Source organism: Defluviitoga tunisiensis, from assembly GCF_000953715.1.
Taxonomy (GTDB): domain Bacteria; phylum Thermotogota; class Thermotogae; order Petrotogales; family Petrotogaceae; genus Defluviitoga; species Defluviitoga tunisiensis.
In genome coordinates this window covers 1034473-1060053 of the sequence record NZ_LN824141.1, presented here as the reverse complement: position 1 = coordinate 1060053, position 25581 = coordinate 1034473, and the positions used below count along the sequence as shown (strand labels likewise).

Annotated in this window: 24 protein-coding genes and 3 pseudogenes; all 27 read right to left on the bottom strand. The window is 29.3% G+C overall.

Annotation, left to right across the window (positions count from 1 at the left end; all coding sequences use genetic code 11):
• Positions 1–1567: 1567 nt before the first annotated feature.
• A complete protein-coding gene (locus DTL3_RS04960; protein WP_045087786.1) occupies positions 1568–3022 on the bottom strand; it encodes a lipopolysaccharide biosynthesis protein in 1455 nt (484 codons plus the stop codon).
• A 214-nt stretch (positions 3023–3236) separates the two neighbouring features.
• Positions 3237–4424 carry a glycosyltransferase family 4 protein gene (locus tag DTL3_RS04955; protein ID WP_045087785.1) on the bottom strand — a complete coding sequence of 396 codons (1188 nt, stop codon included), beginning with the start codon at positions 4422–4424 and terminating at the stop codon, positions 3237–3239.
• 31 nt (positions 4425–4455) lie between these two features.
• Positions 4456–4968, bottom strand: a complete 513-nt coding sequence (locus DTL3_RS04950; protein WP_045087784.1) for a winged helix-turn-helix transcriptional regulator — start codon at positions 4966–4968, stop codon at positions 4456–4458.
• A 42-nt stretch (positions 4969–5010) separates the two neighbouring features.
• Positions 5011–5175, bottom strand: a complete 165-nt coding sequence (locus DTL3_RS09920) for a transglycosylase domain-containing protein (protein WP_407919246.1) — start codon at positions 5173–5175, stop codon at positions 5011–5013.
• Positions 5176–5217: 42 nt separating this feature from the next.
• Positions 5218–5816 (bottom strand): annotated as a pseudogene (locus DTL3_RS09915) (UDP-N-acetylglucosamine 2-epimerase).
• Between the two features lie 28 nt (positions 5817–5844).
• A complete protein-coding gene (locus tag DTL3_RS04935; RefSeq protein ID WP_052670381.1) occupies positions 5845–6258 on the bottom strand; it encodes a glycosyltransferase family 2 protein in 414 nt (137 codons plus the stop codon).
• Positions 6259–6767: 509 nt separating this feature from the next.
• Positions 6768–8159 (bottom strand): O-antigen ligase family protein, encoded by a 1392-nt coding sequence (locus DTL3_RS04930; RefSeq protein WP_045087781.1) that lies wholly within the window; start codon positions 8157–8159, stop codon positions 6768–6770.
• 56 nt (positions 8160–8215) lie between these two features.
• Positions 8216–9310, bottom strand: coding sequence for a glycosyltransferase family 4 protein (locus tag DTL3_RS04925; protein ID WP_045087780.1), 1095 nt, complete (start codon positions 9308–9310; stop codon positions 8216–8218).
• Between the two features lie 197 nt (positions 9311–9507).
• A complete protein-coding gene (locus DTL3_RS09780) occupies positions 9508–9792 on the bottom strand; it encodes a hypothetical protein (RefSeq protein ID WP_052670380.1) in 285 nt (94 codons plus the stop codon).
• Between the two features lie 12 nt (positions 9793–9804).
• Positions 9805–9930, bottom strand: a pseudogene (locus tag DTL3_RS09910) (hypothetical protein); the annotation flags it as partial.
• Positions 9927–10394 (bottom strand): hypothetical protein, encoded by a 468-nt coding sequence (locus DTL3_RS04915; RefSeq protein WP_052670379.1) that lies wholly within the window; start codon positions 10392–10394, stop codon positions 9927–9929. The gene DTL3_RS04915 and the pseudogene DTL3_RS09910, both read right to left, overlap by 4 nt.
• Before the next feature lie 84 nt (positions 10395–10478).
• Positions 10479–10760, bottom strand: a complete 282-nt coding sequence (locus DTL3_RS04910) for a hypothetical protein (protein ID WP_084217155.1) — start codon at positions 10758–10760, stop codon at positions 10479–10481.
• Positions 10761–11219: 459 nt separating this feature from the next.
• Positions 11220–11525 (bottom strand): UDP-N-acetylglucosamine 2-epimerase, encoded by a 306-nt coding sequence (locus DTL3_RS09705; RefSeq protein ID WP_045087779.1) that lies wholly within the window; start codon positions 11523–11525, stop codon positions 11220–11222.
• Positions 11526–11563: 38 nt separating this feature from the next.
• On the bottom strand, positions 11564–11695 hold the full coding sequence (locus DTL3_RS09700) for a UDP-N-acetylglucosamine 2-epimerase (protein ID WP_197539499.1): 132 nt from the start codon (positions 11693–11695) through the stop codon (positions 11564–11566).
• 98 nt (positions 11696–11793) lie between these two features.
• Positions 11794–13047: a nucleotide sugar dehydrogenase gene (locus DTL3_RS04900; protein ID WP_045087778.1), complete on the bottom strand. Its 1254-nt coding sequence runs from the start codon at positions 13045–13047 to the stop codon at positions 11794–11796.
• Positions 13048–13080: 33 nt separating this feature from the next.
• Positions 13081–14190: a non-hydrolyzing UDP-N-acetylglucosamine 2-epimerase gene (gene wecB / locus DTL3_RS04895; RefSeq protein WP_045087777.1), complete on the bottom strand. Its 1110-nt coding sequence runs from the start codon at positions 14188–14190 to the stop codon at positions 13081–13083.
• 35 nt (positions 14191–14225) lie between these two features.
• Positions 14226–15386, bottom strand: a complete 1161-nt coding sequence (locus DTL3_RS04890) for a glycosyltransferase (protein WP_045087776.1) — start codon at positions 15384–15386, stop codon at positions 14226–14228.
• Between the two features lie 291 nt (positions 15387–15677).
• Positions 15678–15995 carry a glycosyltransferase family protein gene (locus DTL3_RS04885; protein ID WP_045087775.1) on the bottom strand — a complete coding sequence of 106 codons (318 nt, stop codon included), beginning with the start codon at positions 15993–15995 and terminating at the stop codon, positions 15678–15680.
• Positions 15958–17241, bottom strand: a complete 1284-nt coding sequence (locus DTL3_RS04880; protein ID WP_084217153.1) for a glycosyltransferase family 4 protein — start codon at positions 17239–17241, stop codon at positions 15958–15960. The genes DTL3_RS04885 and DTL3_RS04880 overlap by 38 nt, the downstream gene beginning before the upstream one ends.
• A gap of 1 nt (position 17242) precedes the next feature.
• Positions 17243–18370: a non-hydrolyzing UDP-N-acetylglucosamine 2-epimerase gene (gene wecB / locus DTL3_RS04875; protein ID WP_045087774.1), complete on the bottom strand. Its 1128-nt coding sequence runs from the start codon at positions 18368–18370 to the stop codon at positions 17243–17245.
• 1 nt (position 18371) lies between these two features.
• Positions 18372–18602, bottom strand: a pseudogene (locus DTL3_RS04870) (polysaccharide biosynthesis C-terminal domain-containing protein); the annotation flags it as partial.
• A 77-nt stretch (positions 18603–18679) separates the two neighbouring features.
• The gene (gene fcl, locus DTL3_RS04865; protein ID WP_045087772.1) at positions 18680–19609 is read right to left on the bottom strand and encodes a GDP-L-fucose synthase; all 930 of its coding nucleotides are present in this window, start codon (positions 19607–19609) and stop codon (positions 18680–18682) included.
• A gap of 23 nt (positions 19610–19632) precedes the next feature.
• Positions 19633–20754: a GDP-mannose 4,6-dehydratase gene (gene gmd, locus DTL3_RS04860; RefSeq protein ID WP_045087771.1), complete on the bottom strand. Its 1122-nt coding sequence runs from the start codon at positions 20752–20754 to the stop codon at positions 19633–19635.
• Entirely contained in the window at positions 20751–21968 is a 1218-nt protein-coding gene (locus DTL3_RS04855; protein ID WP_045087770.1) for a glycosyltransferase family 4 protein, read from the bottom strand. Before DTL3_RS04855 ends, gmd begins: the two co-directional genes overlap by 4 nt.
• Positions 21958–23013, bottom strand: a complete 1056-nt coding sequence (locus DTL3_RS04850; RefSeq protein WP_045087769.1) for a GNAT family N-acetyltransferase — start codon at positions 23011–23013, stop codon at positions 21958–21960. The genes DTL3_RS04855 and DTL3_RS04850 overlap by 11 nt, the downstream gene beginning before the upstream one ends.
• Complete coding sequence (locus DTL3_RS04845) at positions 22961–23815, bottom strand: polysaccharide deacetylase family protein (protein WP_045087768.1); 855 nt, start codon at positions 23813–23815, stop codon at positions 22961–22963. Before DTL3_RS04845 ends, DTL3_RS04850 begins: the two co-directional genes overlap by 53 nt.
• Positions 23812–25092 (bottom strand): exopolysaccharide biosynthesis polyprenyl glycosylphosphotransferase, encoded by a 1281-nt coding sequence (locus tag DTL3_RS04840; protein WP_045087767.1) that lies wholly within the window; start codon positions 25090–25092, stop codon positions 23812–23814. Before DTL3_RS04840 ends, DTL3_RS04845 begins: the two co-directional genes overlap by 4 nt.
• Between the last annotated feature and the right edge of the window lie 489 nt (positions 25093–25581).

The following is a 25581-nucleotide window of genomic DNA, read 5'->3' as shown; positions in this document are numbered from 1 at the left end:
TCTGATATTCTTAGCAATCATTCTTCCAAAAAGTAAACTCAAAATCCGTTTCTTGAAGGTTTTAAACCTCAGTCTACCTTCAAAAACCAATAATCTTCTAAAAAGGTATACGTAGTTATACACCTATCAAAAACCTCATAATTATAACCAAAAAATAAATAAATATCCTTTAAAACAACGATTATCACTTAAACATAACAGTTTGACTTTTCCATTTTTTACCACGTTTTTTCATCAAAATCCTCAGAAAACCTTATCCGAGATGACGTATGTATACCGTTTATCAAAAGATTAAAACATAACAATTTGTTCAAACAATCATTTAATCGACTGTAGAGACGTGCTACATGCGCATCTCCTAGGTTCAAACGTAGCAAAAAATGTGAATTGATTTTTTTATAGAGACGTGCTATACGCACGTCTCATGGTTTAATCATAACAAAACATTTTATGAATTTATCTTTTTGTAGAGACGACCTACATGGGCGTCTCCTGGTTTTAAACACATTCCAAAAATCAATACGTTTAATATTGCTTCAAACCTCAATTCAAACAACTGTAGAGACGACCTATATGGGCGTCTCCTGGTTTTAAAATCAATATCTTTAAAAAAGACGCTCGTATAGAGCGTCTCTACAACTATCAATTAATGTGAATTATAATAAATTCACGAATCCAGATTTTAATTTCTGTAAACAATTCACAACTATGAATTGATACTGGCTATAAACCTCAAACATCCTAATAAAAATCAACAATTTTCTAAAAAGGTATACGTAGTTATACACTCACCAAAAACCTCATAATTATAACCAAAAATTAAATAAATATCTTTTAAAACAACGATTATCACTTACACATAACAGTTTTACTCTTATGATTTTTATCCTGTTTTTTCATCAAAATCCTCAAAAAATCTTCCCCAAGATGACGTATGTATACCATTTATCAAAAGATTAAAACATAACAATTTCCTCAAACACCCTTTTAAACAACTGTAGAGACGCCCTATACGGGCGTCTCCTGGTTTTATTGTAGTAAAAAATTTTATGAATTTTTGTAGAGACGTGCTACATGCGCGTCTCCTTGTTTCAAATGTTTTTAACCTATATGGGCGTCTCATGATTTCAAAATCAATATCTTTAAAAAAAAGACGCTCATATAGAGCGTCTCTACAACTATTAATCAATGTGAATTATAATAAATTTACGAAATCAAAAAATAAAACATTAATTTAATAATAATTTATCTATCAACAAATTCACGAATCCGGATTTTAATTCCTAGAAACGATCCACAATTATGAATTGATACGGACTAAAACCTCAAACATCCTTATAAAAATCAACAATCTTCTAAAAAGGTATACGTAGTTATACACTCATCAAAAACCTCATAATTATAACCAAAAAACCAAATGAATATCCTTTAAAGCAACGACTATTACTTAAACATAACAGTTTTACTTTTCTTTTTTTATCCTGTTTTTTCATCAAAATCCTCAGAAAACCTTATCCGAGATGACAAATGTATACCATTTATTAAAAGATTAAAACATAACAAATTGTTATGCCTTATTAACCACTTTATTCTTAACTCTTTTTAATGCATCAACAACCAAATCAAATACATATCTAACCTCATTATTATAAACTAACAAAATTAATATCAAACCAATTAACGCGGATGATATTTGCCAGACAACATTCCCTACAAATGTGTTTATAAAAGCTACTATCACAAAAACTGCAGTTGCAGAAAAGAATTTACCTAAATGATAATTAACTGGATACAACTTTTTTGAAATAAATGTTCTCATACAAAAGAAAACTATATAAGACACTCCGGTCGTAAACGCTGCAGCTTTTGCACCATATAATGGAACTAACAATACGTTTCCAACAATGTTACAACCTGCTGATATTGCAGCTATTAACATGTGCCAAAAGGTTTTTTTCTTAAAGTTTATTCCCACAACCGATACTTCTGAAGTTGTATACATTATTGGCATTAAAATTAGAAATGGAGATATTTGCGCTGCAGAACGATAAGACTTTGCTAAAAGTAAAAATATTACATCCTTAAAAACAATAATTAGCATCCCCAAAACAAACATTGAAGCTGAAATAAACAAAGAAACCTTTTCAAAAAGCCCTGTACTTTCAGGATCATTTTCATAGCTCTCATAAGAAACGGGTGTCCAAAATGTCGTAAAACCCGTTTGAATTAAGTTCATAATAGCAACAACCTTGAAAGCAGCTGAATATAATCCTATCTCAGTAAAATCACTATAATTTCTCAAGGCTAGTTTATCAAAAGATTGAAAAAGCCAAGTTATTAAAAATGTTGGGACAAACGGAAGCCCGTACTTTATAATTTCTTTGACTAAACCTGTATTAATTTTAAACTTTCCAACCCACATATCTTTTTCAAGAAAGATAGCTAACAAGAGAGAAGCCACATGAGAAAAAAACAATCCAACAATAACTGCATAAAAAGTCCTTGAAACAAGCAAAGCATATAAAATTGTAAAAACAGCGTTTGATAATCCATTAACAACCCTTAAAGTGGAGAATGCGATTCCTCTTTGTTTCATTCTAACAACTAAAGTTGCAAACCTTTCTATCGTTCCTATTATTATGGTAATTCCCAATAAAAAAATGGGAAGAAAATGACTATAATCACCAAAAAGAACAAAGGAAAGCTGCTTCCAAAATATCCCTATTAAAATAAAAACCACAAATCCTAATGTCAAACTTGGAATTAAAGCATTCCAGAGCAAATCTCTCCTTTTATCCTCTTCTTTTTCATAAAACATCCGCACAAAACTTTGATCAGCCCCTAAAAGAGCAACGTTTAAAAGTAAATTAAAGGCTAATGTGAACATAGAAGCTTTCCCAAATTCTTCAGGAATAATAAGCCAGGTTGTTATTGGTGTTGTAATAAAAGAAATTAGGGCTGCAATCCATTGCCCTATTGAAAATTCAAAAAAAGATTTTATGAATTCTCTTTCTTTTGACATTATTATCCTCCAGAGTTTCATTCAAAAATTTTTATGTATGTTTTATGAGTAATTTTTTCAACAATATTGCTAATTTCTTCTTTCTAAATAAAAGTTTTTGCTTTCGATTACTCCATTAATCAAATCACTTCTATCGAGATACCAAAATTTTTATATGTTTTGTTTTTACTTATCTCACCTAAAAACCCAGGCATTCAATCACTTCCTTTAATTCTTATTTTTTCAACACCTCTTCATATACTGCCACTTCTTGTTTCACAATATTCTCCCATGAAAATCCCAAAGCTCTTTCTCTCAAATAATCTCTTTCAATAGGATTTTTAAGCAATTCAACTACAGCATCTGCAAACCTTTTTTCAAAATCTTCTCCTTCTTCTATGACTATTCCCCCATCTCCTATTGCCTCTGGTATTCCACCATTACTACTTCCAACTACAGGAACTCCACAAGCTTGAGCCTCTAATACAACACAAGGCCAGCCTTCATTCTTACTTGGTAATATCATAACATCCATTGCATTCATATAATATGGCACCTTATCCTGAGAAACTCTTCCAACAAATTTTACATTCAAATTCCTTTTTTGACATTCTTTTTCAATGTTTTCTCTCAATTCTCCGTCTCCAACAACTAAGAACTCTACGTCTTTATTACTCGATATATTTTCAAATATCTCAGGGAACTTATCAGCTCGTTTAATAAATACCAAATTTCCAACAAAACCAACCACTTTTTTACTCAATCCTAATTCTCTTTTTATCTTTTCTTTATCTAAGGGTTTAAAAGTTTCTGGTTCCATACCATTTGGAATAACAACAGCGTTTTTACCTGAATACCCTAAGGATTTTGCCTTATTTAGCAAAGCATTACTTACAAATATTACTTTTCCTGCTTGTTCTAATACGTTATTATACAATTCTTTGTTATTTGGCATTGCTAAGTTTATATCGCTACCGTGACATGTAATAACATAAGGCACCTTTAATTTCTCTGACACTAACTTTGCCACTAAACCAGCAGGTAGATTATACATCCCATGAGCATGAATTATATCAAATTCTTTACTGTTATTAAATATTTGATTAGCAGCATTTTCTGAATAAAAATATACTTTGTTCCTTTTCAATATTTTGTCAGAAAACACATCGTAAATGTTCCTATTAAAAAAGGCAAATTTATATTTTATGCCGTTCACTTCATAAAAAGCCTCATTAACACTAATTCCTTTTTTCCCTAAAACCTTTCTTGCTAGTTTCACAGTGGAACTATCTTGGGAAATTAAACCATACGCATCAAAATCGACTTCTAAATTTCTTAAAGCTTTTAATCTGTTAGTTATAAAAACACCGCTTGTTGGATTTTGAGGATAAGGAAATAGATTTGTTATAAATAATACTCTCATTCTTATATCAACCACCTAAAATATAAAAATTCTACCACTCATTATTATAATTCCCCAACAAAAACTCACAATTAAACTCATTCAATTTTTCTTTATCATCGATATCCCAAAATATGATTATTTGAGAATTGTTTATGTTTTGTAGATTGTTTTCAATTATATAATCAACGTTTAACTCTTTTAATATGCCCTCGATTATCTCTTTCATCTCTTTATCATTTCCAAATAGAGCGTAAGTTCTATTTCTTCCATAGGTTCGTATTACTCTTTCTATGTTTTGTTTAATAATCATCGTTTTATTATAATATCTTTTTATATAGTCAATTGTCTTTTTACTTTTTTCTTTAAATCCTTCAGGGGTTAATATGTATCTGAAGCTTTTTCCATCGAGTCTTTCAAGCTTTACAAGTCCTTTTTTGACAAATTTTTTTAGAAGTAAGTTCACCATTCCCAAAGATAGCCCAGACTTTTTAGATATTTCTCTTTGAGTTACTGAAGCATTGTTTTCTATTATTTCTAGTATTAATAATTCGTTTTCTTCCATTTTTATCTACACCTTTGTTCGTTTTTTGAACAATTTTATATATTATACTACATTTTTTCTAAATATGTTTGGTAGAGCAATTCTTTCAGCTAAGAAAAAGCTTTGTCCTCTGTTTAAAACAAAAGCAGAAGTTCCTAAATAATTTTCTGATGTGGTATAAATACCAAAATTAGACCTTCCAAAATATACGTTTTCTAAATATGTAATGAGTATCTCTTCTTCACATCAAGAATATTAATTGAGTAAAAATTAATCAAAGTTGCTTAGTATAATAGTAACTATCTTTTCTCCAGCATTTCCATCTCCATACATACCATGTGGGTATGCTACCTTACTTTCAGTTAATACCTTTTCTACAAGGTTATTTTCATCTGCTAGCATATTCCATCCTGCTTCTACTAACTCTCTCCATCCTGTATCTGGCATCAAAACTATGCACCTTTTTCCTGCAAAATATGCTTCTTTTTGTAATCCTCCACTATCTGTTATTACTTTGTTTGAATGTTTTACAATCCCCATCAGTTTAGGATAATCAAGAGGTTCACTCAAAACAACGTTTCCTAAATATCTCTCAAATCCAAATTCATTTATGCTTTCATAACAATCTTTTCAAACTCAATCATTATTCTTCCTGTCATTTCACCATGTGTTCCTGAACCTATCCCAAGGTTATAATTAGGAGTTTTGACGTTCAAAGACTGAAAAAATAATATATCAGACATATTAAAATCATAATGTTGACCAGAATGAACCAAAATTTCTTCGACATTGTGCTTTTCAAATTCTTTGTTAAGAATTGCTTCTTTTATTATTTGTGGGCGGACACCAATTAAACTGAGTAGTTTCATGTTAGAGACTTCCTTTCTTTTTCCTTTACTATTTCTTTGATTGTTTAGGCTCCAAAATAGTTTTTCCATTTTCATCAACATAACTAAAATTACAAAAAACTAAATCATAATTTTTCTCTTTGGCCTTATTATACATTTTTTCAAGAAAGGTAGGATGATAATAATCATCTGCATCTAAGAAACATACGTATCCCCCTTTTGATTCTATTATTCCTCTGTTTCTAGCAGCGCTTACACCTTGATTCTCTTGATTTATTAATTTCCACTGAAAATTAGCATTTTGCAAGACTTCTTGGATAATCTTTTCTGTATTATCAGTAGAGCCATCATTGATTATTATTACTTCAAAATCTTTAAAAGTTTGAGCCATTAAACTTCTCAAAGTTCTCTCTACGTATTTCTCCACATTGTATGGGGGGATTATTACAGATATTTTTGACATTTAATCAACTCCTCTTATTGAAATTACTAAGCTCATAAAACTCTATCAATTTATGTTTGATTATTTGAAGAAATTAACCAATCTTTGTAGCCTTCTATTAGTCTTTTAAAACAAGATAAATAAAATAATGAAAGTCATTTTTTGAAATCCCTTATAAAATTTCCATAAATATTTGTGCTTAATAGAGTTTAAGTACTTTATATTTTATCCACAAATTATCTATAAGTATAACAATGGCAGATGGCAAATGTTTTAGAATTTTAAGTATTTTTTAGTTGTTTTTTATTTATTCCCGCCCATTTATATTCAACTACTTCTTGATGCTTTTTCAAAATTCGTTTAATAATATTTATAATTTCTTCTCCTTATATCCTTCAGCCTTCTTGACGCATAGTTGATTAAATCAGGATCTAAAAAAGGAGAAACACTTTTCATATAATGTTATGAAAGGAATTTCTTCAAGAAGTTGGTAATCTTGATTTTATACAAAAATACCTTTGAATTCATTTTTATATGTTGCTCATTTTAATATTCTCCCCTGTAAGGCTTCCAACGCCTAAACAAATAGAAATAAAAAACCATAGTAGATCTCTCCACTGCCATGAAAGGGATAATCCAGCGAAAAGACAGGTTAACAGCGAAATGAATGGAATCAAAAAAATGGTATCTTTTAATTGTCCCTTATTCAATTTGTTGATCAGTTGTTTAAAATCTTTTAATATTCTAACAATTATCCATAAAAAAACAATTAATCCCAATATTCCATATTGAACCAATATTTCAATATACAAACTGTGCATCACGAACATTTCTCCATATGCTGTATAGTTTATCCACATTCCAGCATAAAATGATCCACCAAAACCCAAAATGGGCCTTTGCTTAATTGCTTTTATACCCGCTAGCCACCAATCACTTCTTCTAGTAGTGAAAGAAGAAATATCATAAATATGCTCACCAAAGAATCTTTCATAAAGAGGAGAAAAATCAATAATTTCAAAATTCACCAATATTGCAATTATTATAATTCCTAAGGATAATACGAAAAATGATCTCTTAACATTTTTCTTAGATAAAACAAAAAAAGTTAGAATTATTGAAAAAATTAATGTTAATGTTCCCCCTTTTGACAGCGTTAAAAAAATAGAAAAATAAATTAACGCTACACTTATTATTCCAACCACTATTTCCCTTTTTGTTCTACTTTTTAATATTAGATATAAAGGAAAAATGCTCAGGCTGGAAAGTATTGACGCGAAATTATTAGGGTCTGCCCCTTTGAATGTGAAACGTCTGGCAACATTCCACCAATTAGAAGATTCATTACTAATAGTAATAAAAAAATAAACGGCAATTATTATTAAGGCAATAGAGATTAGAACTGCTAAATATCTCAAGTTATCTCTTAGATAATTGTATCCTTTTATTTTGATATAGGAATATAGCAAAATAGAAAAGAGTATTTTTGGTATATAAGAAATAAAATTTTCGTTTATTATTGCATTGTAATCCCAGTCAACAAGAGAAAGGAATGGGCCGAATGTAATTGCATTAAATAATCCAAATATAACGATAAAAAGATAGACTAATAAAATCCAACTTTTCTTATCAATAATAACTGCATTCTCTTTTACTATTACATATAGGAAATAAAATGTATAAAAGATAACTAGCAATTTGGTTATTGTTACACCCTCAACTACAATAAGAATAGTTTCAATTATAGGAGATACTAAAATAATTGAAAGCAGATATTTTTTTTCTAGAAAAAAAAGAAGAATAAATAAACCAAAAGTTATAAAAGCATTGTTAAATATTAATGCTTGAATTACTATAAAAAGAAAGAATAGAGCTTTAATAAAATCTATAAACTTTGTATTTTCATTTGCATTTCGATCCAAATAATTTGAAAGACCAGGTATATTACTTTCTATGATCTAACAACTCCTTGTACATTTCAACATGTTTTTTTTGCACATTCTTCGATAGTAAATAGTTTGGCTCTTTTTGATGCTTCTTCAGAGAATTTTTTCCAAATTTGATCATCTATAATTAATTTATATAATCCATTAGCCAAAACTTCAGGATCCTTTATAGGAACAATTAATCCACTTACATTATTTTCGACTATTTCATTATTACTTCCAGCATCTGTAGTCACTATAGGTATTCCTGAAGCAAGAGCTTCTATTAAAGAAATTGAAAGCCCTTCCCACTGTAAGGACATAACATAGATATCAGAATGCTTCAAAATCTCTGGTATATCGTTTCTTACACCTAAGAATTTGACGTTTTCAGATAATTTCTTTTCTTTAACTTCATCCTTTATTTGATTCCTAAGTTCTCCTTCTCCAACAAGGAGAAGATTTGGTACATCTAATCTTTCATTTTCTAATAATGACTTAAGAAGAGAAAAAGCACTCAATAAATTTGGACAATCTTTAGCTTTAGTAAAACGTCCGATTGATACAATACTTTTTACTTTATTTTTTACATTCCTATTTTCATATAAAAAATCATTAGTATCTATCCCATTATATATTAATTTGATTTTTTCTGGGGATATTTTTAAATTATCCTCTAATATTATACGTACCTTATTTGAAATGGCAACAAAAATACTACATCTTGGATTTATATAGAATTTTCGTATAAACTTCTGAGTTATTTTTCTACTGTGAATTGTTTGAATGATCTTGACTTTAGTATCCAAAGCTCTGCAAATGTGAAAAGTACCTGATTCCGAATGAGAATGGACTATGTCCGGCCTAAATTGAAGGAAAAGTTTATTTAAATTTTTTGAAGTTTTATACCAATCCTTATTAGGTCTTTTCCAAATAAATCTTACGGGAATATTTGTGTTTTCTAATTCCTCTATAAATTTTTCCTCAAAGCAAATGCTTTGATCGTTTGTATAAGGAATATCTTTTGCTTTAATCATTACCCATAACTCAACTTCATTACCTTCTAAATATAATTGTTTTGGCAAAGATTTTACAAAAACTTGAGCACCTCCAGGAATACAAGAACTAATTACATGGGTAACTTGCATTTTATCTCCTCCACAAAATTAAATTAATTCTCTCATCATTTGTTCATAAAAATATCCGTTGATCTTAGTCTATACATTTACGGGTAAATAAAAACTTCATTCCAGAAAACCATGCTTTCTTTTGGTTCTTTATTTGTTTTCATTTATTATAAGCTAGCGGTCTGACCTCCTGTTATTGGAGAATAAATAAAGAAATCTTACTTTTTCACAAAAATAGTTTTTGAATTAAAATAAGTATCTGAATTGATCTCGAACATCTTACTAAATTCACTTGGTGTCATATAATTCAACGAACCATACCGCCTTAGGTTATGATAAAAGAACATATATGCGTTGTAAGCTTGAAAAATTTCTTCAATATTTTCAAAAGAATTCAGTTGAACAAACTCTCTTTCAAGATTAAAATGGTGTAATTCAATAAAATCTTGTGAATTGGGGTTGTTCTTGTAACCAAATTCATGAGTTATTTCCAACTCATTCATAAAAGCTTCAGTTGCTTTTGATTTAAATTGAGGTCCGTTGTCTGTTCTGATTATGAGTTCTTTAGGATTAACTTTTCTGTATGAAATGCCTGTATGAACAGCTTTGATGAAATCTTTTAATTTACTTGAATGTCCTATCTGTGAAGAAACAATTGTCTTATCAATAATATCCAGTATGGGGAAAAACCATCTTTCGTTGTAGAAATAAATTTAATATTCCCTTCCCGGAATCCATTGAGAGCATCTATTTCTTGATTATTTGGCCTTTTCTTTGCATGTTTGAAATGGTTTTTGTAAGCTCTAACAACACCTAATTCTTTTCTTAATCTGCAAATCTTTTTGTGGTTAACAATTATTCCAAGTTGATTCTTAAAGACAACAAATAACTTCTTGTCGATAACAGATTTAAAGTAAAAAGTTGGATCGTTTGGATTGCTGTTTTCATATATGGAGATTATTATCTCTTTAATACGTTCATCTTCAACTATTTGACCATTGATAGTATAAGAGAATCCTGGAAATCTTTTTTGTTTTGATTTAGCTTTTATACATTCAACAACAAAGAAAAACCTTGTTTTGAAATAAAAAGAGCTTGAACTCATATGAAAATAATCCAGAAGATAACTCAGGCAAACACCATAATTTCTGCATTTTAATGAGAAGCAATTTACCGATATCTGTACAATTCACTTGTGGTTCATATTTTTTTTAAGTTCAAGTTCATCCATTATTATTCTCAGCTGTAATTCTTTTTCAAGAAGAATCTTTTCATAATAACTAAGTTTTCTTTTAAGATAAACAGAATCATTAGAAGTGTTATAATCATCAGACCTATCTATACCTGCTGATTCATAAATGATAGGAGGAATCTTAGAATAATCAGAAATAATAGATTTAGCTCTACCTTTCTTGACATCAAAAAAAGAGTCATTATAATTTGATCTTTTGTACCCACTGAGAAAGAGCATTAAAAGGCTATAGAATATTCATTTGAAAAATCTTTTAAAGACTTTTCACTGTTAAGATATTCTTTAACAACTTGAAGCTTGAATTCACTGGAATAAACTTTTTTATTTTTCATGTTCTCACTCCTTACTTTTATTTTACCATTTCTTCCATTTTTCTTCAATCTCTATTTGGGGTGATTGTGATGAGCAGGAAAAACATATAGGTAGTAGAAAACTCTAATTATGAATTCATAGTTATGAATTTCTTAAATTTAAGTAGAAATTTTTTTTTTGAAAATGTCTACAAATTATAAGTAAAAAATATTCTTTTAGTTTTAAAAGTTTTCTAGCTTCCTTATTAATGACCTCAAAAATATATTATATCCTTTCCTTTTAAAAAAAATTTTTGAAATTATCTTTTGTATAAACATTTTATATATATTATAAAATCAAAAGATTTAATTTATAATAAATCAATTTTTATCTTAGAAGCAAATATGATATCATTTGTTCAACTATCTTCTCCCCGGCATTTCCATCACCATACATACCATGTGGGTATGCTATTCTACTTTCAGTTAATACCTTTTCTACGAGGTTATTTTCATCTGCTAGCATATTCCATCCTGCTTCTACTAACTCTCTCCAACCTGTATCTGGCATCAAAACTACGCATCTTTTTCCCGCAAAATATGCTTCTTTTTGTAATCCTCCACTATCTGTTATTACTTTGTATGATCGTTTTACAAGCCCCATCAGTTTAGGATAATCAAGAGGTTCACTCATAACAAAGTTTTCTAAATATCTTTCAAACCCAAATTCTTTTATGCTTTCATAACAATCTTTTCAAATTCAATCATTATTCTTCCTGTCATTTCACCATGTGTTCCAGAACCTATCCCAAGGTTATAATCAGGAGTTTTGACATTCAAAGACTGAAAAAAGATATCAGACATGTTAAAATCGTAACATAATTATTTATTATTGAATTTTATTGTATTTATTTTGATTTTACCTCTTAATAAATATCTATTACAATTCTATCTTAAAGCTTTCAATGTTGAATCACGCCCACGGCATCAATAACATTTTTATTCATTATTGAATTAATGTGTTCCTTAAATTCATCATGAGCTAATGTAAGTACTAAATAATCTGATTTTTCTAATGTTTCATCTAATGAGAGATTTTTTATTCCTTTTATTTCTTCTTTTTTGACATTTGGTTCACAGCCTACTACATTATAACCTTTTTCTTTCAAGCAAAGAGCTATTTCAATTGAAGGACTTTCTCTTAAATCATCAATGTTCGGCTTGTATGATAATCCAAGAATTCCTATTGTAATTTCTTTCTCGCTATTTGGATATTTTTCTTTTATTTCTTTTTCTATTTTTTCTACAATCCAATGTGGCTTGTAATCATTTATTTCTCTTGCTGTTCTTATAATATTCGCTTCTTCTGGAAACTTTTCAACTATGAACCAAGGGTCTACTGCTAGACAATGTCCCCCTACTCCTGCTCCCGGTTTAAGTATGTTTACTCTTGGATGTCTGTTGGCTAATTCAATCAATTCGAATACATTAATTCCTATTTTATCTGCAATTATAGAAAGCTCGTTGGCAAATGCTATATTTACATCCCTATAAGAGTTTTCTACCAATTTACACATTTCTGCTGTATGAGTATCGGTAGTATATGCTTTTCCACTTGTTAGTATGGATTCGTACAATGATTTAGTTATTTCTTTTGCTTTTTCACTTGAAGACCCAATTATTCTATCGTTGTTTTTTAATTCATATAGTATTCTACCAGGTAAGACTCTTTCTGGGCAATATGAAAGAAGAAAATCTTCGTTTAGTTTTAAATTTGTTTCACTTTCTATTATTTTTCCAACTACCTCATCTGTTGTCATAGGAGGAACGGTTGATTCTAATATTACTAGTGTACCTTTTTCTACATAAGGAGAAATCTCTTTTGATGCTTTTTCTACATAGGTAATATCTGATAATTTTTTATTTTCTTTTTTTACAAATGGTGTAGGTACACATATTATGAAAACATCTGATTTCTCTAATTTATTGGTAGGTATCAATTTCTTTGAATTTAAAACCTTTTCAAAAGATTGTTGTAAATCTGGTTCTTTTATATGTATCTTCCCACTTTTTAATGTGTTAATAACTTCTTCATTTACATCGTAACCGTATACTTCGTACCCTGCTTCAGCAAATACTATTGAGGTTGGTAATCCAATGTAGCCCATTCCTACTATCGCTATTTTTGCAGTTTTATCCTTGATTTTTTCTAACATCTTATCCTCCTGATTTTAAAGGCTTTTATTGTCTTATTTTTGGCCATTAAATTCTTCTTTCAAAAATTCAATAATTCTTTCAGATGCTTTTCCGTCTCCAAAAGGGTTGCTTGCTTTACTCATTTTTGTGTATTGTTCTGTTTCAAGTTCTTTCATTGCTTGATATACAGTTTCTTCTTCTGTTCCAATTAATTTTGCTGTTCCTGCTTCTATTGCCTCTGGTCTTTCTGTTGTTTTTCTGAGAACTAATGTTGGTTTTCCTAATGTTGGTGCTTCTTCTTGTATCCCACCTGAGTCTGTCATTATGTAATGGCTTGAATCCATTAAAGCTATGAACTCTAGGTATTCTACAGGGTCAATTAATATCGCTTTTTCTTCGTTTCCTAATATTTTATATACACTTTCTCTCACAACAGGATTTAAGTGAACTGGAAATACTATGTACATTTCTTCGTTTTCGTGTAGATACCTTTTTATTGCTTTCATCACGTTTTCTATCGGTTTTCCCCAGTTCTCCCTTCTATGCATCGTTACTAAGATAAACTTTTTGTTCTTTATGTTGTACTTTTCTTTAATCTTTTCTATATCTTTATTTTTGTTTTGTTTTACCCAAAGTAGAGCATCTATTACAGTATTTCCTGTTACTATTATGTTTTTTTCTTCAACATTTTCTTTTAGAAGATTTTCTTTTGCTTTTTGGGTAGAAGCAAAATGATGTAGAGCTATTGTTCCTGTTAGTCTTCTGTTCATTTCTTCTGGGAAAGGGTTGTATATATCGTTCGTTCTTAAGCCTGCTTCTACGTGGCCAACAGGGATTTTGTTGTAAAAGGCTGTGAGACTTCCAACAAATGATGACGTTGTATCTCCTTGCACTAATACATAATCAAATTTTTCAATTTTTAGTATTTCATCTATTGCTATTAAAAGTCGTGATGTTAATTCGGGTAATGATTGATTCTTTTTCATAATATTTAAATCATAATCTGGCTTTATTTCAAATAATTCTAAAACTTGATCAAGCATTTCTCTGTGTTGAGCGGTAGCTATTACTTTTACGTCTATTCCGTTTTCTTTCATTTTTATGTACAAAGGTGCCATTTTTATTGCTTCTGGCCTTGTTCCAAATATCATCGCTGTTTTCATTTGATAGGCTCCTTACCGTCTAAATTTTCATAATATTAGCATTTGTTCATTGATTTTTTTATTAAATTCCTAAGTTTTTTAACCTGATTATTATATTCTCTATCTTTTAAAAAAGGGATATATTCCATTCTATTTTTATATTCGTTATTATCAATAATTTTTTTTAGTATTTGAGAGGCCTGCTCTAAATTATCTATTTCAAAAAGATTTTCGTTATTTATAACCCTTTCTCTATTCGATTTATGGTTTTCCATTATGACTTGGCAACCACAAATTTGGGCATGAATTGAACTTAAAGTTGTTTCTTTTGGAAAAATACATATATCACTGGCAGAAAAATATTTTCTTAACTCTGTAAAAGGTTTTGTGTCATCGATTGTAATATCGATCTTCTCTTTTAATTTTAATAGCTTTTTGTTAAATATCTTCATATACTCATTGTCTTTTGGACCAATAAACAAAAGTTTAAGTTTCTTTTCACTAATATAGTTTCTTTCAAACTTATTTATAATATCAAAAATTAAATCTGGTTGCTTATTTTTATTAAATTTACCAATATAGGATATTACAATATCATCTGTATTAAATTGGTAAAAGTTTCTTATTATGTTTCTTTCTGACTCACTATAATACATTATTTCCTCATTGTATCCATGAGGTAAATAATCAATTTTACTATCACTGATTCCAAGTTTTTTTAAATATTCGTACTCTTCCTCTCCCAATGCAAAGATGATTTCATATTTATTAGTTCTATTAATTATACTTGCAAATATAATTTTAAAAAATGCATAGTAAAAATTCCTAAATCTATTTTTGGACGCGATCCAGGACATATGGCAATCTCTCATAATAATATATTCGGGTTTCTTCATTAATAGTCGAAGATCTTTAAAATCCCCTATACCATGCATAAAAACTACATCTGGATTTATAGACTTGATGGTTTGATTTAGATCTTTCAGAAGTAACCTTGTTGAAACCTTTAATATTGGTTTTAACCTATATATTTTAACTTTTGTTTCTTTCTCAAACTTTGCATCTAAATAATTATCAACTTTTTTATGAAAAGGAGACATATCGTTGGAAGTAATTAAAAACAACTCATCATCAAAGTCTTTCCAAGCATATAATAATTCATTAATCTGGTAACCAGCAGAAGGATCAAAATAGTCTTCTACATGCACAATTTTCATATAATTATCTTCCTTCCATATTTTTCTTTTTATTACCTCAAAAAACCCAAAACACAGAATTTAATCAACTTTTACTATCTTATGTTTCAAATGGTTACTTCCTTAACTATATAAGGTATTTTCTACAATAAATTTATTACTAAAATCCAACAAAGGATCATTATACGAATTTTGTTTACTAGAGATATCAATTGGTGAATATCCAACTATATTTTATTTAATATTGAAAACTCTATCCATATTAACATTCCAATCAAGCTCTTTATCGCTTATCTCTGGTAATTCCTTGCTTTACAACAATCTAATTTTATTTATAAAATCCTCTTTATTTCCTGCCTCATAACTCATTCCAAAATTATAAATCTCATTTTCCTCAAGTAAAGACGGATTATTGCTAAATAACACCTTTAACCCTGAAAGGATATAATCATAAAGCTTATTAGGTACAGTATAATCAGTTAATAAATTTCTTTTATGAGGAATTATACCCAAATAATATTGATTAATTTCAGTATATAATTTATAATAAGGAACAGGTTCGTGAAATGTTACTCGCTCATTTAATTTTAATTCATAAGTTAGTTTTTTTAAATGTTGAATGACGTCCATTTTTTCTGTCGCATAGATATGAAGTTTCCAAACTGCCTATTTCCTTAATGAGATTTTCATACAACTCAATATATTCCTGGAATTTGTTGTTTTTATTATAATATTTATTCGCTCTTTTAATACAAGAGTCACTATATTTTTCTTTTCCTTCTGATTTTATTTTTCTTATAATTCTAATTGTATTTTCTAAATTCCCTTTTTCTACAATGAATCCTGTCGTGTCATCTATTGTTTCAATAGATCCTCCTGTATTAAAAGTTATAACAGGAGTCCCACAGGCTAATGCTTCTAAATTTGTTGTTGGAAAATTATCTTCCAACGTAGGATTAAAAAAAACATCCGCTGTAGTATAAATCTCTGCAAGTTCTTGAACATTGTTTGTTCTTTTAATACCAATAACATTTTTAGGTAGTTGTTTTAGTTGATTTTTTGATAAACCAACCATAACTATAGTTTCATCAGGTTCTATTAATTTTGACAGTTCAATAAAATACTCGAATCCTTTTCTTTTCTCCCATTTGTTAGCAACTCCTAATATGATAAACTTATTTTCTAAATTGTAACTTTTTCTAAAATTATTTGGAGATGGTTTAAACACACTCAAATCTATCCCATTGTTTATAACTTTCACAGTATATTCTTTTAAAAAAGATCTTTTTACTAATTTAGCTAACCATTCTGATGGAGTAACTAAAGTTAATTTATCAAGTCCTGTAAATAACTTTTTCTTTTTTTCAAAGTTGTTATATGAATTATCTATAAATATGCTCTTTGGATAACTTTTTCTTTCTGGACATTTTTGACAATGCGTTTCCCATTTATAGCAATTCGCATAATCAAAATACGCACAATGTCCTGTAAATGCCCAACAATCATGTAAAGTCCAAACAACTGGTTTATTGAACTCTTTTAAAAAATTAAATAGAATTTCTATATTTAAATAATATCCATGTATATTATGGAGATGTATTATATCTGGATTGTAATCTATTATTCTATCAACTAAATCTTTAGTAGCTTTTTTTGAACCAAAACCATGTTTATCAAGAAATCTTGTTTTTAATGCGTGGTTATAAAAATCTATATTATTACCAATTTTTATAGTATTATCACAATTGAGAGCTTCTCCTCTTCCATATGCAATAACACTCTCATGACCTTGTTCTAAAAGCAATTTATGAATATCAGTTGCAATTCGGCCAGTACTCCCACGTCCACAAACTGTGTTGATTTGTAATACTTTCATTTTAATATTTCCCCCAAACAACCCTATTGACATAATCTGTATAAGAGACAATTATTCTTAATACTTTGTCAGACACATTTGGAACTATGTAGTCATTAACAGGTCTTATTGTTTCTTTGTTTTGTGTTTCTAAAATTTTTAATCCTTGAAGTATCCTTTCTTTGTTTAAGCCCACCATCATCACAGTTGCTTCTTCCATCGCTTCTGGCCTTTCGTGAGCTTCTCTAATATTTAAAGCTTTTAATTTCAATATAGATGTTTCTTCGCTTATTGTTCCGCTATCACTTAAAACAGCTTTTGCGTTTATTTGCAACTTGATATAATCAATGAAGCCAAAAGGTTTTTCTGTTCTAATTAGTGGATGAAGTTTTACATCTTTTAATTCTATCATTTTTCTTGTTCTGGGGTGTGTACTAAAGATTATAGGTAGTTGATATATTCCTGCTATTGTATTCAAACAATCTATTAAATTATTAAAATTATTTTCAGAATTTATGTTTTCTTCTCTATGTGCTGAGACTACAAAATATTGATGTTCTTTTAAGTTTAATTTACTTAAAATATCTGATTTTTCTATCTCTTCTTTTTTGTTATTTAATACTTCGTACATTGGACTTCCTGTTTTTATTACCCTATCTGAGGGAAATCCTTCTCTGATGAGATGTTCTCGAGCTAAATCGCTATATACAAGGTTTATATCAGCTATTTGATCTACTATTCTTCTATTTAATTCTTCTGGAACTCTTTGATCAAAACATCTGTTTCCTGCTTCCATATGAAAAACAGGGATATGTCTTCTTTTTGCCGCATAAGCAGATAAACAACTGTTGGTGTCTCCTAAAACTAGAAATGCATCGGGCTTTATTTTTTCTAAGATAGGATCTATTTTCACAAGTATGTTGCCTATAGTTTCAACGGCATTTCCAGTTGCTGCATTTAAAAAATAGTCTGGTTTTTTTAATTCTAAGTCTTCAAAAAAAATCTCGTTCAATTCATAGTCGTAATTTTGTCCTGTATGAACTAAATAGTGTTCTATTGCTTCTGACTCTTCTAGTTTTCTAATCACTTGAGATAGTCTTATTATTTCAGGCCTTGTTCCTACAACGGTCATAACCTTAAGTTTATTCACCTTAAACCTCCAAATAATACGTATCAGGATTTTCTGGATTGAAAGATTCGTTTGCCCACATAACAGTAACCATATCTGTTTTACCAATATTTTCTATGTTATGTGTGTAACCTGGAGGGATATCTACAACTTCTAATTTATCTCCACTTACATTATATTCTATAATTTCTTGAGAATCTATTTTTCTAAATCTAATAGCGCCTTCTCCATATGCTACCAGAAACTTTTCATTTATATTGAGATAATCACCCATTTTTTCAGTTAACAAAACAAAAGAATCAACAAATTTAAAGTTTTTTTTGAATATTCTCACTTCCAATTCCCCTTAAACCACTCATATGTACTTTGAATACCTTCTCTTAATTCTATTTTGTGTTTCCATCCTGTAGCATGTAGTCTTGATACATCTAACAACTTTCTTGGAGTTCCGTCTGGTTTTGTTGTATCAAACTTTATTTCTCCTTCGTATCCTACTATTTCTTTTATCAATCCAGCTAGTTCTTTTATCGTTATATCTTTTCCTGTTCCTATATTTAACGGTTCATTTTCATCGTAGTTATTCATTAGATACACCACTGCATCTGCTAAATCATCCACATGCAAAAACTCTCTTCTTGGTGTTCCCGTTCCCCATACTTCAACATATGGTTTATTGTTTATTTTTGCTTCATGAAACTTTCTTAACAATGCCGCAAATGCATGAGAAGTTTCTAAATCAAAGTTATCGTTTGGGCCATAAAGGTTTGTTGGCATTACACTTATATACTTTGTTCCATATTGTCTGTTGAAGTATTGGCACATCTTTAATCCTGCTATCTTTGCTATTGCATAAGCTTCGTTTGTTTTTTCTAATGGTCCTGTTAGTAAATACTCTTCTTTTATTGGTTGAGGACATAACTTTGGATATATACATGAACTTCCAAGAAAGAGTAATTTTTTTACACCATAATCATATGATGCTTTTATTACATTGGATTCTATCATTATATTTATGTACGCGAAATCTGCTGGGTATGTATTATTAGCGTGTATTCCTCCAACCTTTGCTGCTGCTAAAAATACATATTCGGGTTTTTCTTTTTCAAAGAATTCTTGGGTTTGAGCTTGGCTTGTTAAGTCTAATTCTTTGTGTGTTCTAGTTATTATGTTTGTATAGCCTTCTTGTTGCAACTTTCTCATTATTGCTGATCCTACTAACCCTCTATGTCCTGCTACATATATTTTACTGTCTTTGTTCATTAGAAACGCTCCTTTCAAAATAATTATTCTTTTATCCATTCGTTTCTTTGATTTTCTTTTAATGCAAGAGATAAATCGTTTTCTATCATTATTTTTACTAATTCTTTGAATTTAACTTTTGGCTGCCAGTTTAGTTTTTCCTTTGCCTTTGTTGGATCTCCTACTAATAAGTCTACTTCAGTTGGCCTAAAGTATGAGGGGTCAACTTCTACAACAACATCGCCAATTTTAAGCGGTGTTTCAATATCACCAAGCAATTCTTCAACTCTATCTTTATCTAAACTGTCAATTATTCCTTTTTCTTGTACTCCTTCACCTTGCCATTTTATATTGATTCCCAAGTTTTTGAATGATTCTTCACAGAATTCTCTTACACTGTGGGTTTCTCCCGTTGCTATGACATAGTCATCTGGTTCTTCTTGTTGGAGTATTAGCCACATGGCTTCTATATAATCTGGTGCATATCCCCAGTCTCTTTTTGCTGATAAGTTTCCTAAGTATACTTTTTTTTGTTTCCCAACTAAAATTCTTGTTGCTGCTCTTGTTATCTTTCTTGTAACAAATGTTTCTCCTCTTCTTGGAGATTCATGGTTGAATAATATTCCATTTGAAGCATGTATATTATATGCTTCTCGATAGTTAATTGTTATCCAATAAGCATATAACTTTGCTGCTGCATAAGGACTTCTTGGATAAAATGGTGTTTTTTCTGTTTGGGGTATTTCTTGTACCTTTCCGTATAACTCGGAGGTACTTGCTTGATAAAATTTTGTCTTTTTTTCTAATCCCAGCAGTCTTATTGCTTCAAGTATTTTAAGTGTTCCTAAAGCAACAGTTTCTGCAGTATATTCTGGAGTTTCAAAAGAGACTTTTACATGACTTTGTGCCGCTAAGTTGTATACTTCATCTGGTTCAACTTCTTTCATTATACTTATTAGATTAGTTGAATCGGTAGAGTCTCCATGATGTAGTATAAATCTTCTATCTTCTTCATGAGGGTCTTGATAAATATGATCAATTCTTTTTGTATTAAATGAAGAAGATCTTCTTATTATTCCATGAACCATATAACCTTTTGATAGCAAATATTCAGCTAAATAACTTCCATCTTGACCGGTAACTCCGGTTATGAGTGCGGTTTTCATTTGTCAGCCTCCAACTCTGTTATTATCTTATAATATTTTTCCAACACAACATTCTTTTCATATTTATTTTCAAAAGCTTTTTTTGCGTTTTCAGAAAGTTGAGAGTAATAGGTGTGATCATTTTTGAGTTTTAATAAAGCATCAATTCTTTCATTTTTGCATATTCTATTTAAATTTATACCATAATTATCTTCTTTTATAGAAATATCAATTTCCGATTCAACTGGAAGAATCCCAATTATAGGTTTTCCTGCACTTAAATAATAATAAACTTTGCTAGGAACAGACATACCTTTTGATTCTTCTCGTAAAGTTACTAAAAATAAATTACTATTTCTTAATTCTTCTTCATATTCGTCTTCTGGTAAAAAAGACTTTAATTCAACATTGTATAAACCATTTTTATTAATATAATCTAAATATTTCTCTTTATTTCTTCCTTCTCCGAGAATTGTTAGTTTAAATTCATCCATTTTGTTTTCTTGAAGTTCTTTCATTATTTCTAAAAAATCAAACATATTTTTTGAGCTTTCACCAAGATTGCCAGCATATAAAATTTTAAAAGTATTTATATTTTTATTAGATGGGCTTTTTAATGATTTTCTACCCCAATTAGGAATATATTCTATTTTTTCATTTTGAATTTTATAATTTTCCTTTACATATTCGATTTGATCTCTTCCCAAGAAAATTACTTTATCAGCATTTTGAAAAACATACTCATTCTGTTTTTTCAATAATTTTACTACAGGGTTTTTAGGAGAAACTTGTTTTCTCTTAACAAGGGTATCTGGATGTAAATCATGAAGTAAAAAAATGAACTTATTTCCTTTTTTCTTTGAAACCCTTAAGGTATTGTATGCAACAAAAAAAGGGGGTAAAATAGCCATTGCAACTTTGTAATTTGTTTTTTTTAATGTTTTTTTTGCTTTAATCGAAAATAGGTAATATAATACAATTTTTTGAAGCGCTTTATTTTTATTAAGTTTGGGAACTTTTACTCTTTTCACATTTATTCCGTTTATGTTTTCAAACTCTGGATATTTGTTTTCGGGCACTTCATAAGATCTATTCGGAGTAACTATTAGAACCTTTTTCCCTTTTCCTACTAAAAACTCGGCTAGATCTGTCATGAGTTTGGCAGTGGCATCGACATCTGGGTAAAAAGTTTGAGTGAATAATACTAAATCATATTCATTTTCATTATAATGCATCGTGCAATCCTCCAAACATTTCCCACTCGTTATATTTTAACAATTTACCTTCAAGACATAAATTTAAAGGTAAACAAACTAGGTTTTTATTTTTTAGTTTAATATAACCACTTTTGAACATTTGTAAATCATTGAAATAGGGATTTCTTAGGATATAGACAACTGAAACATTGAATTCTTTAGCTGCTTCGTTTACTTTTTTTAATAAGCCTTCAATTAATCTATAATCTCCTATTATATCGACCACAAACATTTCTCTATAATTCCCAATATTATTTATGGAAAAGATACCACATATTTCTTTTTTATTTTTTTTGTAAGTAATTATTCCGTAATTGAAAAAAGGATGATCAATGTATCTCCATTTAATAAAACTAAATGATTTTGTTGCTTTAACTTTACCATCAAAATTATCTTTAAATTTTATATCTTTAATTTTTTCTTCAGTAATTTTATAATTTTTGAGATCTGATAAACTTTCTGCCTGTTTGTTTTGATTAAACACATATCCTGGATTCTTTATTTTTACATACCAAATTAATTTGCTTACATAACTCCACCCAAGATTCAAGTATCCTGGTAAACTATTTTGGTTAGGGAAATTGAAGATAAATGAGCTATTTTTTTCTAAGGCTATATCAAGTGCTTTTTTAGTCATCTTATAAAATAAACCTTCCCCTTGGTAATTAGGATCAACCACTGTATCAATTGGTTGATATGCCAAGAACTCATTCATTCTTATTTTAAATTTCCAAGCCCAAAAAATCCTTGACCCCACTATTTCTTTATTTTCATTTTCAGATACAATTATTATTGATTCACCAAAAGGATTTTTTAGGTTTTTCCATTCAAACCAAACCCTATCTCGTTTAATTTCAAAATGTTCTTGTTTTGAAAAAACTCTTTGATTTAATTCAATTATTTGGTCTATATCTTTTGTGTTATATTCTCTTATTATAATATTTTCGATTGAATAGCCTCTCCTTTTGTTGTTAGGTTTTAAAAACTGAGCTATCTTTAATACTAACAAAATTATAGTTTTCACTTAAAATGCTTACCTTTTTATCATAATTTTTTAAACCAACATATGTTTTATATTTTTTTATTAAAGGCAAATCGCTTAACTTTGGTTGCTCTTTAAGAACCTCTCTTGGATGTAAATAAAACAAAAAATAACCATTATTTAATTTTTTTACTTTTTTTATAACATGTCTTAAAAGCGGAATTGGTGTTATGCGAGAATATCCTCCTCCTAATGGGATACTAAACACACCGTTTTTGTATACAGAAACAGGAAACTCATATATTTTTAAGCCCTTTTGGATTAAATAAAATGGTCTTGAATCAAATTTGTTGTTTCCTCCTGTTTCCCTTTTAGCAGGAAACAAACTTGAATCATATTTAAACCCCAAATCTAACAATTTTTTTATTGTTTCAATATAATTCAAGGATGAAAAACCAGGTGCCCTATATCCTATTACTTCTTTGCCTGTTATATCCTCCAATATATATTTACTTTTCAATACATCCTCTTTCCATCTTTCTTCGCTTATTTTATATAATTCTTCATGATAATATCCATGCGAAGCGATTTCATGCCCTAAATTAGATATATCTCTTATTAATTTTGGATACTTTTCTGCTACCCAACCTAGTACAAAAAAAGTAGCTTTATTGTTGCTTTTTTCTAAAATTTCTAATATTTTATATGTGCCTTTTTCGGCTATTGAAGGTAATGTTTCCCAATCTTTTTTTTCTGGAATATTTGCATTCAGAATATGAAACCACTCTTCAACATCTATTGTTATAAAATTTCCTGGAATATTTACATATCTTATTTCGTTCACCTTGCCCCCCTCATTCCTAACATAGTTTCGAGTGTTTTAAGCATTATTTGAAGGTCTAAAAATATGTTTCTGTTTTTTATATAGTATAGGTCATATTCTGTTTTTTTTATGTAATCTTCAAGTGTTGATGTGTGCTTGTAATGTATTTGTGCCCAGCCTGTTATTCCAGGATTTAGTTTGAGTCTGTAGTTATAAAAAGGGATTTGGCTTGACATGAGATTATGAAATTCTATCATCTCAGGTCTTGGTCCTACTATGGACATATCTCCTTTTATTATATTCCAAAATTGAGGTAATTCATCAAGTCTTAATTTTCTTATAACTTTTCCTGTTTTTAAAACCCTTTTCTCTATATCTTCGTTTGGATTATACTCGTTTATCTGTGCTTCTTTTAATGATCTGAATTTATTTATTGTAAATATTTTTTCGTTCTTTCCCATTCTTTTTTGCTTGTAAATAACCGGTCTTCCATCTTCAATTAGTGTTGCTATACTTATTATTAGCATAATAGGTGAAAAAATTATTAAAAGCAATGAACCAAAAAATTTATCTATTATTTGTTGTGCGGGAGAGGTTTGAACATTATTAAAAATAACTTCGTAGTATTCTTTGAATTTTTGAGCTACTTCTATTGGTATGCGATTTAGGTATTTTTCTGCCATATTTGGGAGATATTCTATATCCATGCCTTCTTCTTTGTAGTGTTGTATTTGTGGTTTTACATGTTTTTCTAGTTCTGGGTCTGTTATAACTATGCCGTGGATTATTTGTGAGGAGGTTTGTTGATCGTTTTGTTTTATTATTTCATCTAGCGTTATTGGATTTGGGTTTATGTATTGAGTAAACCTGATTTTGTTTAGTGTTTTTTCTGAGATTTCTTGCATTATGTGGCCTATTTCTTCTTTTTTTTCGATAACAAGGTAGTTTTTTACAGGCATGGTTTTTTCGTATATTTTGTATTCTATTTTATGTAAAATAGGTAAAATGATTATTGTAAATAGTAGGTTATAAAGGAAAAAGTATCTATTGAAGTATTTGCTGAGAAAGAAGTAAAGAATTAGAATGAGTATGAAACTGATGAGAGTTCCTACCGTTGTTTTTATTAAGGATTCTGTGTAGCTTTTCATTGTTTGGGTGTCGTAGACTCTAAATGAGTAGATTCCAAGGTATATTATTAAGGACGAGATAATGGCAATTGGAACAGACAAATGTAGGAAAAAGATGTTCATCAAGAGTATCAAAGCAATATCAATAAGTTGAACTGTTAACTTTTTCATAACGGGTCATGTCCCCCTTATATATGTTCGAACAACATTTAAAAGTGATTTTATTCAGTATTTTAAGTTAATAAGTTAAAAGAAGACAAACACCATATTTCAAAAATTATTATAGCATAGTTAAATGAAAATATCAATATCTAATTGAACAAAAAGTTATTATATTTTTTATTGTGAAATAGTGAAATAATGATTGATGAGGGATAGCACCATGACCAATAGATTGTAACTGGGTTACCAACAGGAACTGTTTTAAAACCTGGAGACGCCCATATAGGTCAAAAACATTTAAAACCGGGAGACGCGCATGTAGCACGTCTCTACAACTAAAAATAAATTCATAAATACGATTAAACCTTGGAGACGCCCATATAGGTCAAAAACATTTAAAACCGGGAGATGCGCATGTAGCACGTCTCTACAACTAAAAATAAATTCATAAATACGATTAAACCCTGGAGACGCGCATGTAGGTCAAAAACATTTAAA

What these genes read in the sequence shown, in the direction of transcription:
- DTL3_RS04910 (WP_084217155.1), bottom strand. Translation starts at nt 10,760, where the DNA reads ATGCTCTTTCTCAGTGGGTACAAAAGATCAAATTATAATGACTCTTTT.
- DTL3_RS04840 (WP_045087767.1), bottom strand. Translation starts at nt 25,092, where the DNA reads ATGAAAAAGTTAACAGTTCAACTTATTGATATTGCTTTGATACTCTTG.
- DTL3_RS04880 (WP_084217153.1), bottom strand. Translation starts at nt 17,241, where the DNA reads ATGAAAGTATTACAAATCAACACAGTTTGTGGACGTGGGAGTACTGGC.
- fcl (WP_045087772.1), bottom strand. Translation starts at nt 19,609, where the DNA reads ATGAACAAAGACAGTAAAATATATGTAGCAGGACATAGAGGGTTAGTA.
- DTL3_RS09780 (WP_052670380.1), bottom strand. Translation starts at nt 9,792, where the DNA reads ATGAATGAGTTGGAAATAACTCATGAATTTGGTTACAAGAACAACCCC.
- DTL3_RS04915 (WP_052670379.1), bottom strand. Translation starts at nt 10,394, where the DNA reads ATGAGTTCAAGCTCTTTTTATTTCAAAACAAGGTTTTTCTTTGTTGTT.
- DTL3_RS04960 (WP_045087786.1), bottom strand. Translation starts at nt 3,022, where the DNA reads ATGTCAAAAGAAAGAGAATTCATAAAATCTTTTTTTGAATTTTCAATA.
- DTL3_RS04925 (WP_045087780.1), bottom strand. Translation starts at nt 9,310, where the DNA reads ATGCAAGTTACCCATGTAATTAGTTCTTGTATTCCTGGAGGTGCTCAA.
- DTL3_RS04900 (WP_045087778.1), bottom strand. Translation starts at nt 13,047, where the DNA reads ATGTTAGAAAAAATCAAGGATAAAACTGCAAAAATAGCGATAGTAGGA.
- DTL3_RS04955 (WP_045087785.1), bottom strand. Translation starts at nt 4,424, where the DNA reads ATGAGAGTATTATTTATAACAAATCTATTTCCTTATCCTCAAAATCCA.
- wecB (WP_045087777.1), bottom strand. Translation starts at nt 14,190, where the DNA reads ATGAAAACAGCGATGATATTTGGAACAAGGCCAGAAGCAATAAAAATG.
- DTL3_RS04885 (WP_045087775.1), bottom strand. Translation starts at nt 15,995, where the DNA reads ATGGACGTCATTCAACATTTAAAAAAACTAACTTATGAATTAAAATTA.
- gmd (WP_045087771.1), bottom strand. Translation starts at nt 20,754, where the DNA reads ATGAAAACCGCACTCATAACCGGAGTTACCGGTCAAGATGGAAGTTAT.
- DTL3_RS04950 (WP_045087784.1), bottom strand. Translation starts at nt 4,968, where the DNA reads ATGGAAGAAAACGAATTATTAATACTAGAAATAATAGAAAACAATGCT.
- DTL3_RS09700 (WP_197539499.1), bottom strand. Translation starts at nt 11,695, where the DNA reads ATGTCTGATATCTTTTTTCAGTCTTTGAATGTCAAAACTCCTGATTAT.
- DTL3_RS04890 (WP_045087776.1), bottom strand. Translation starts at nt 15,386, where the DNA reads ATGAAAATTGTGCATGTAGAAGACTATTTTGATCCTTCTGCTGGTTAC.
- DTL3_RS04855 (WP_045087770.1), bottom strand. Translation starts at nt 21,968, where the DNA reads ATGCATTATAATGAAAATGAATATGATTTAGTATTATTCACTCAAACT.
- DTL3_RS04935 (WP_052670381.1), bottom strand. Translation starts at nt 6,258, where the DNA reads ATGTCAAAAATATCTGTAATAATCCCCCCATACAATGTGGAGAAATAC.
- DTL3_RS09705 (WP_045087779.1), bottom strand. Translation starts at nt 11,525, where the DNA reads ATGAGTGAACCTCTTGATTATCCTAAACTGATGGGGCTTGTAAAACGA.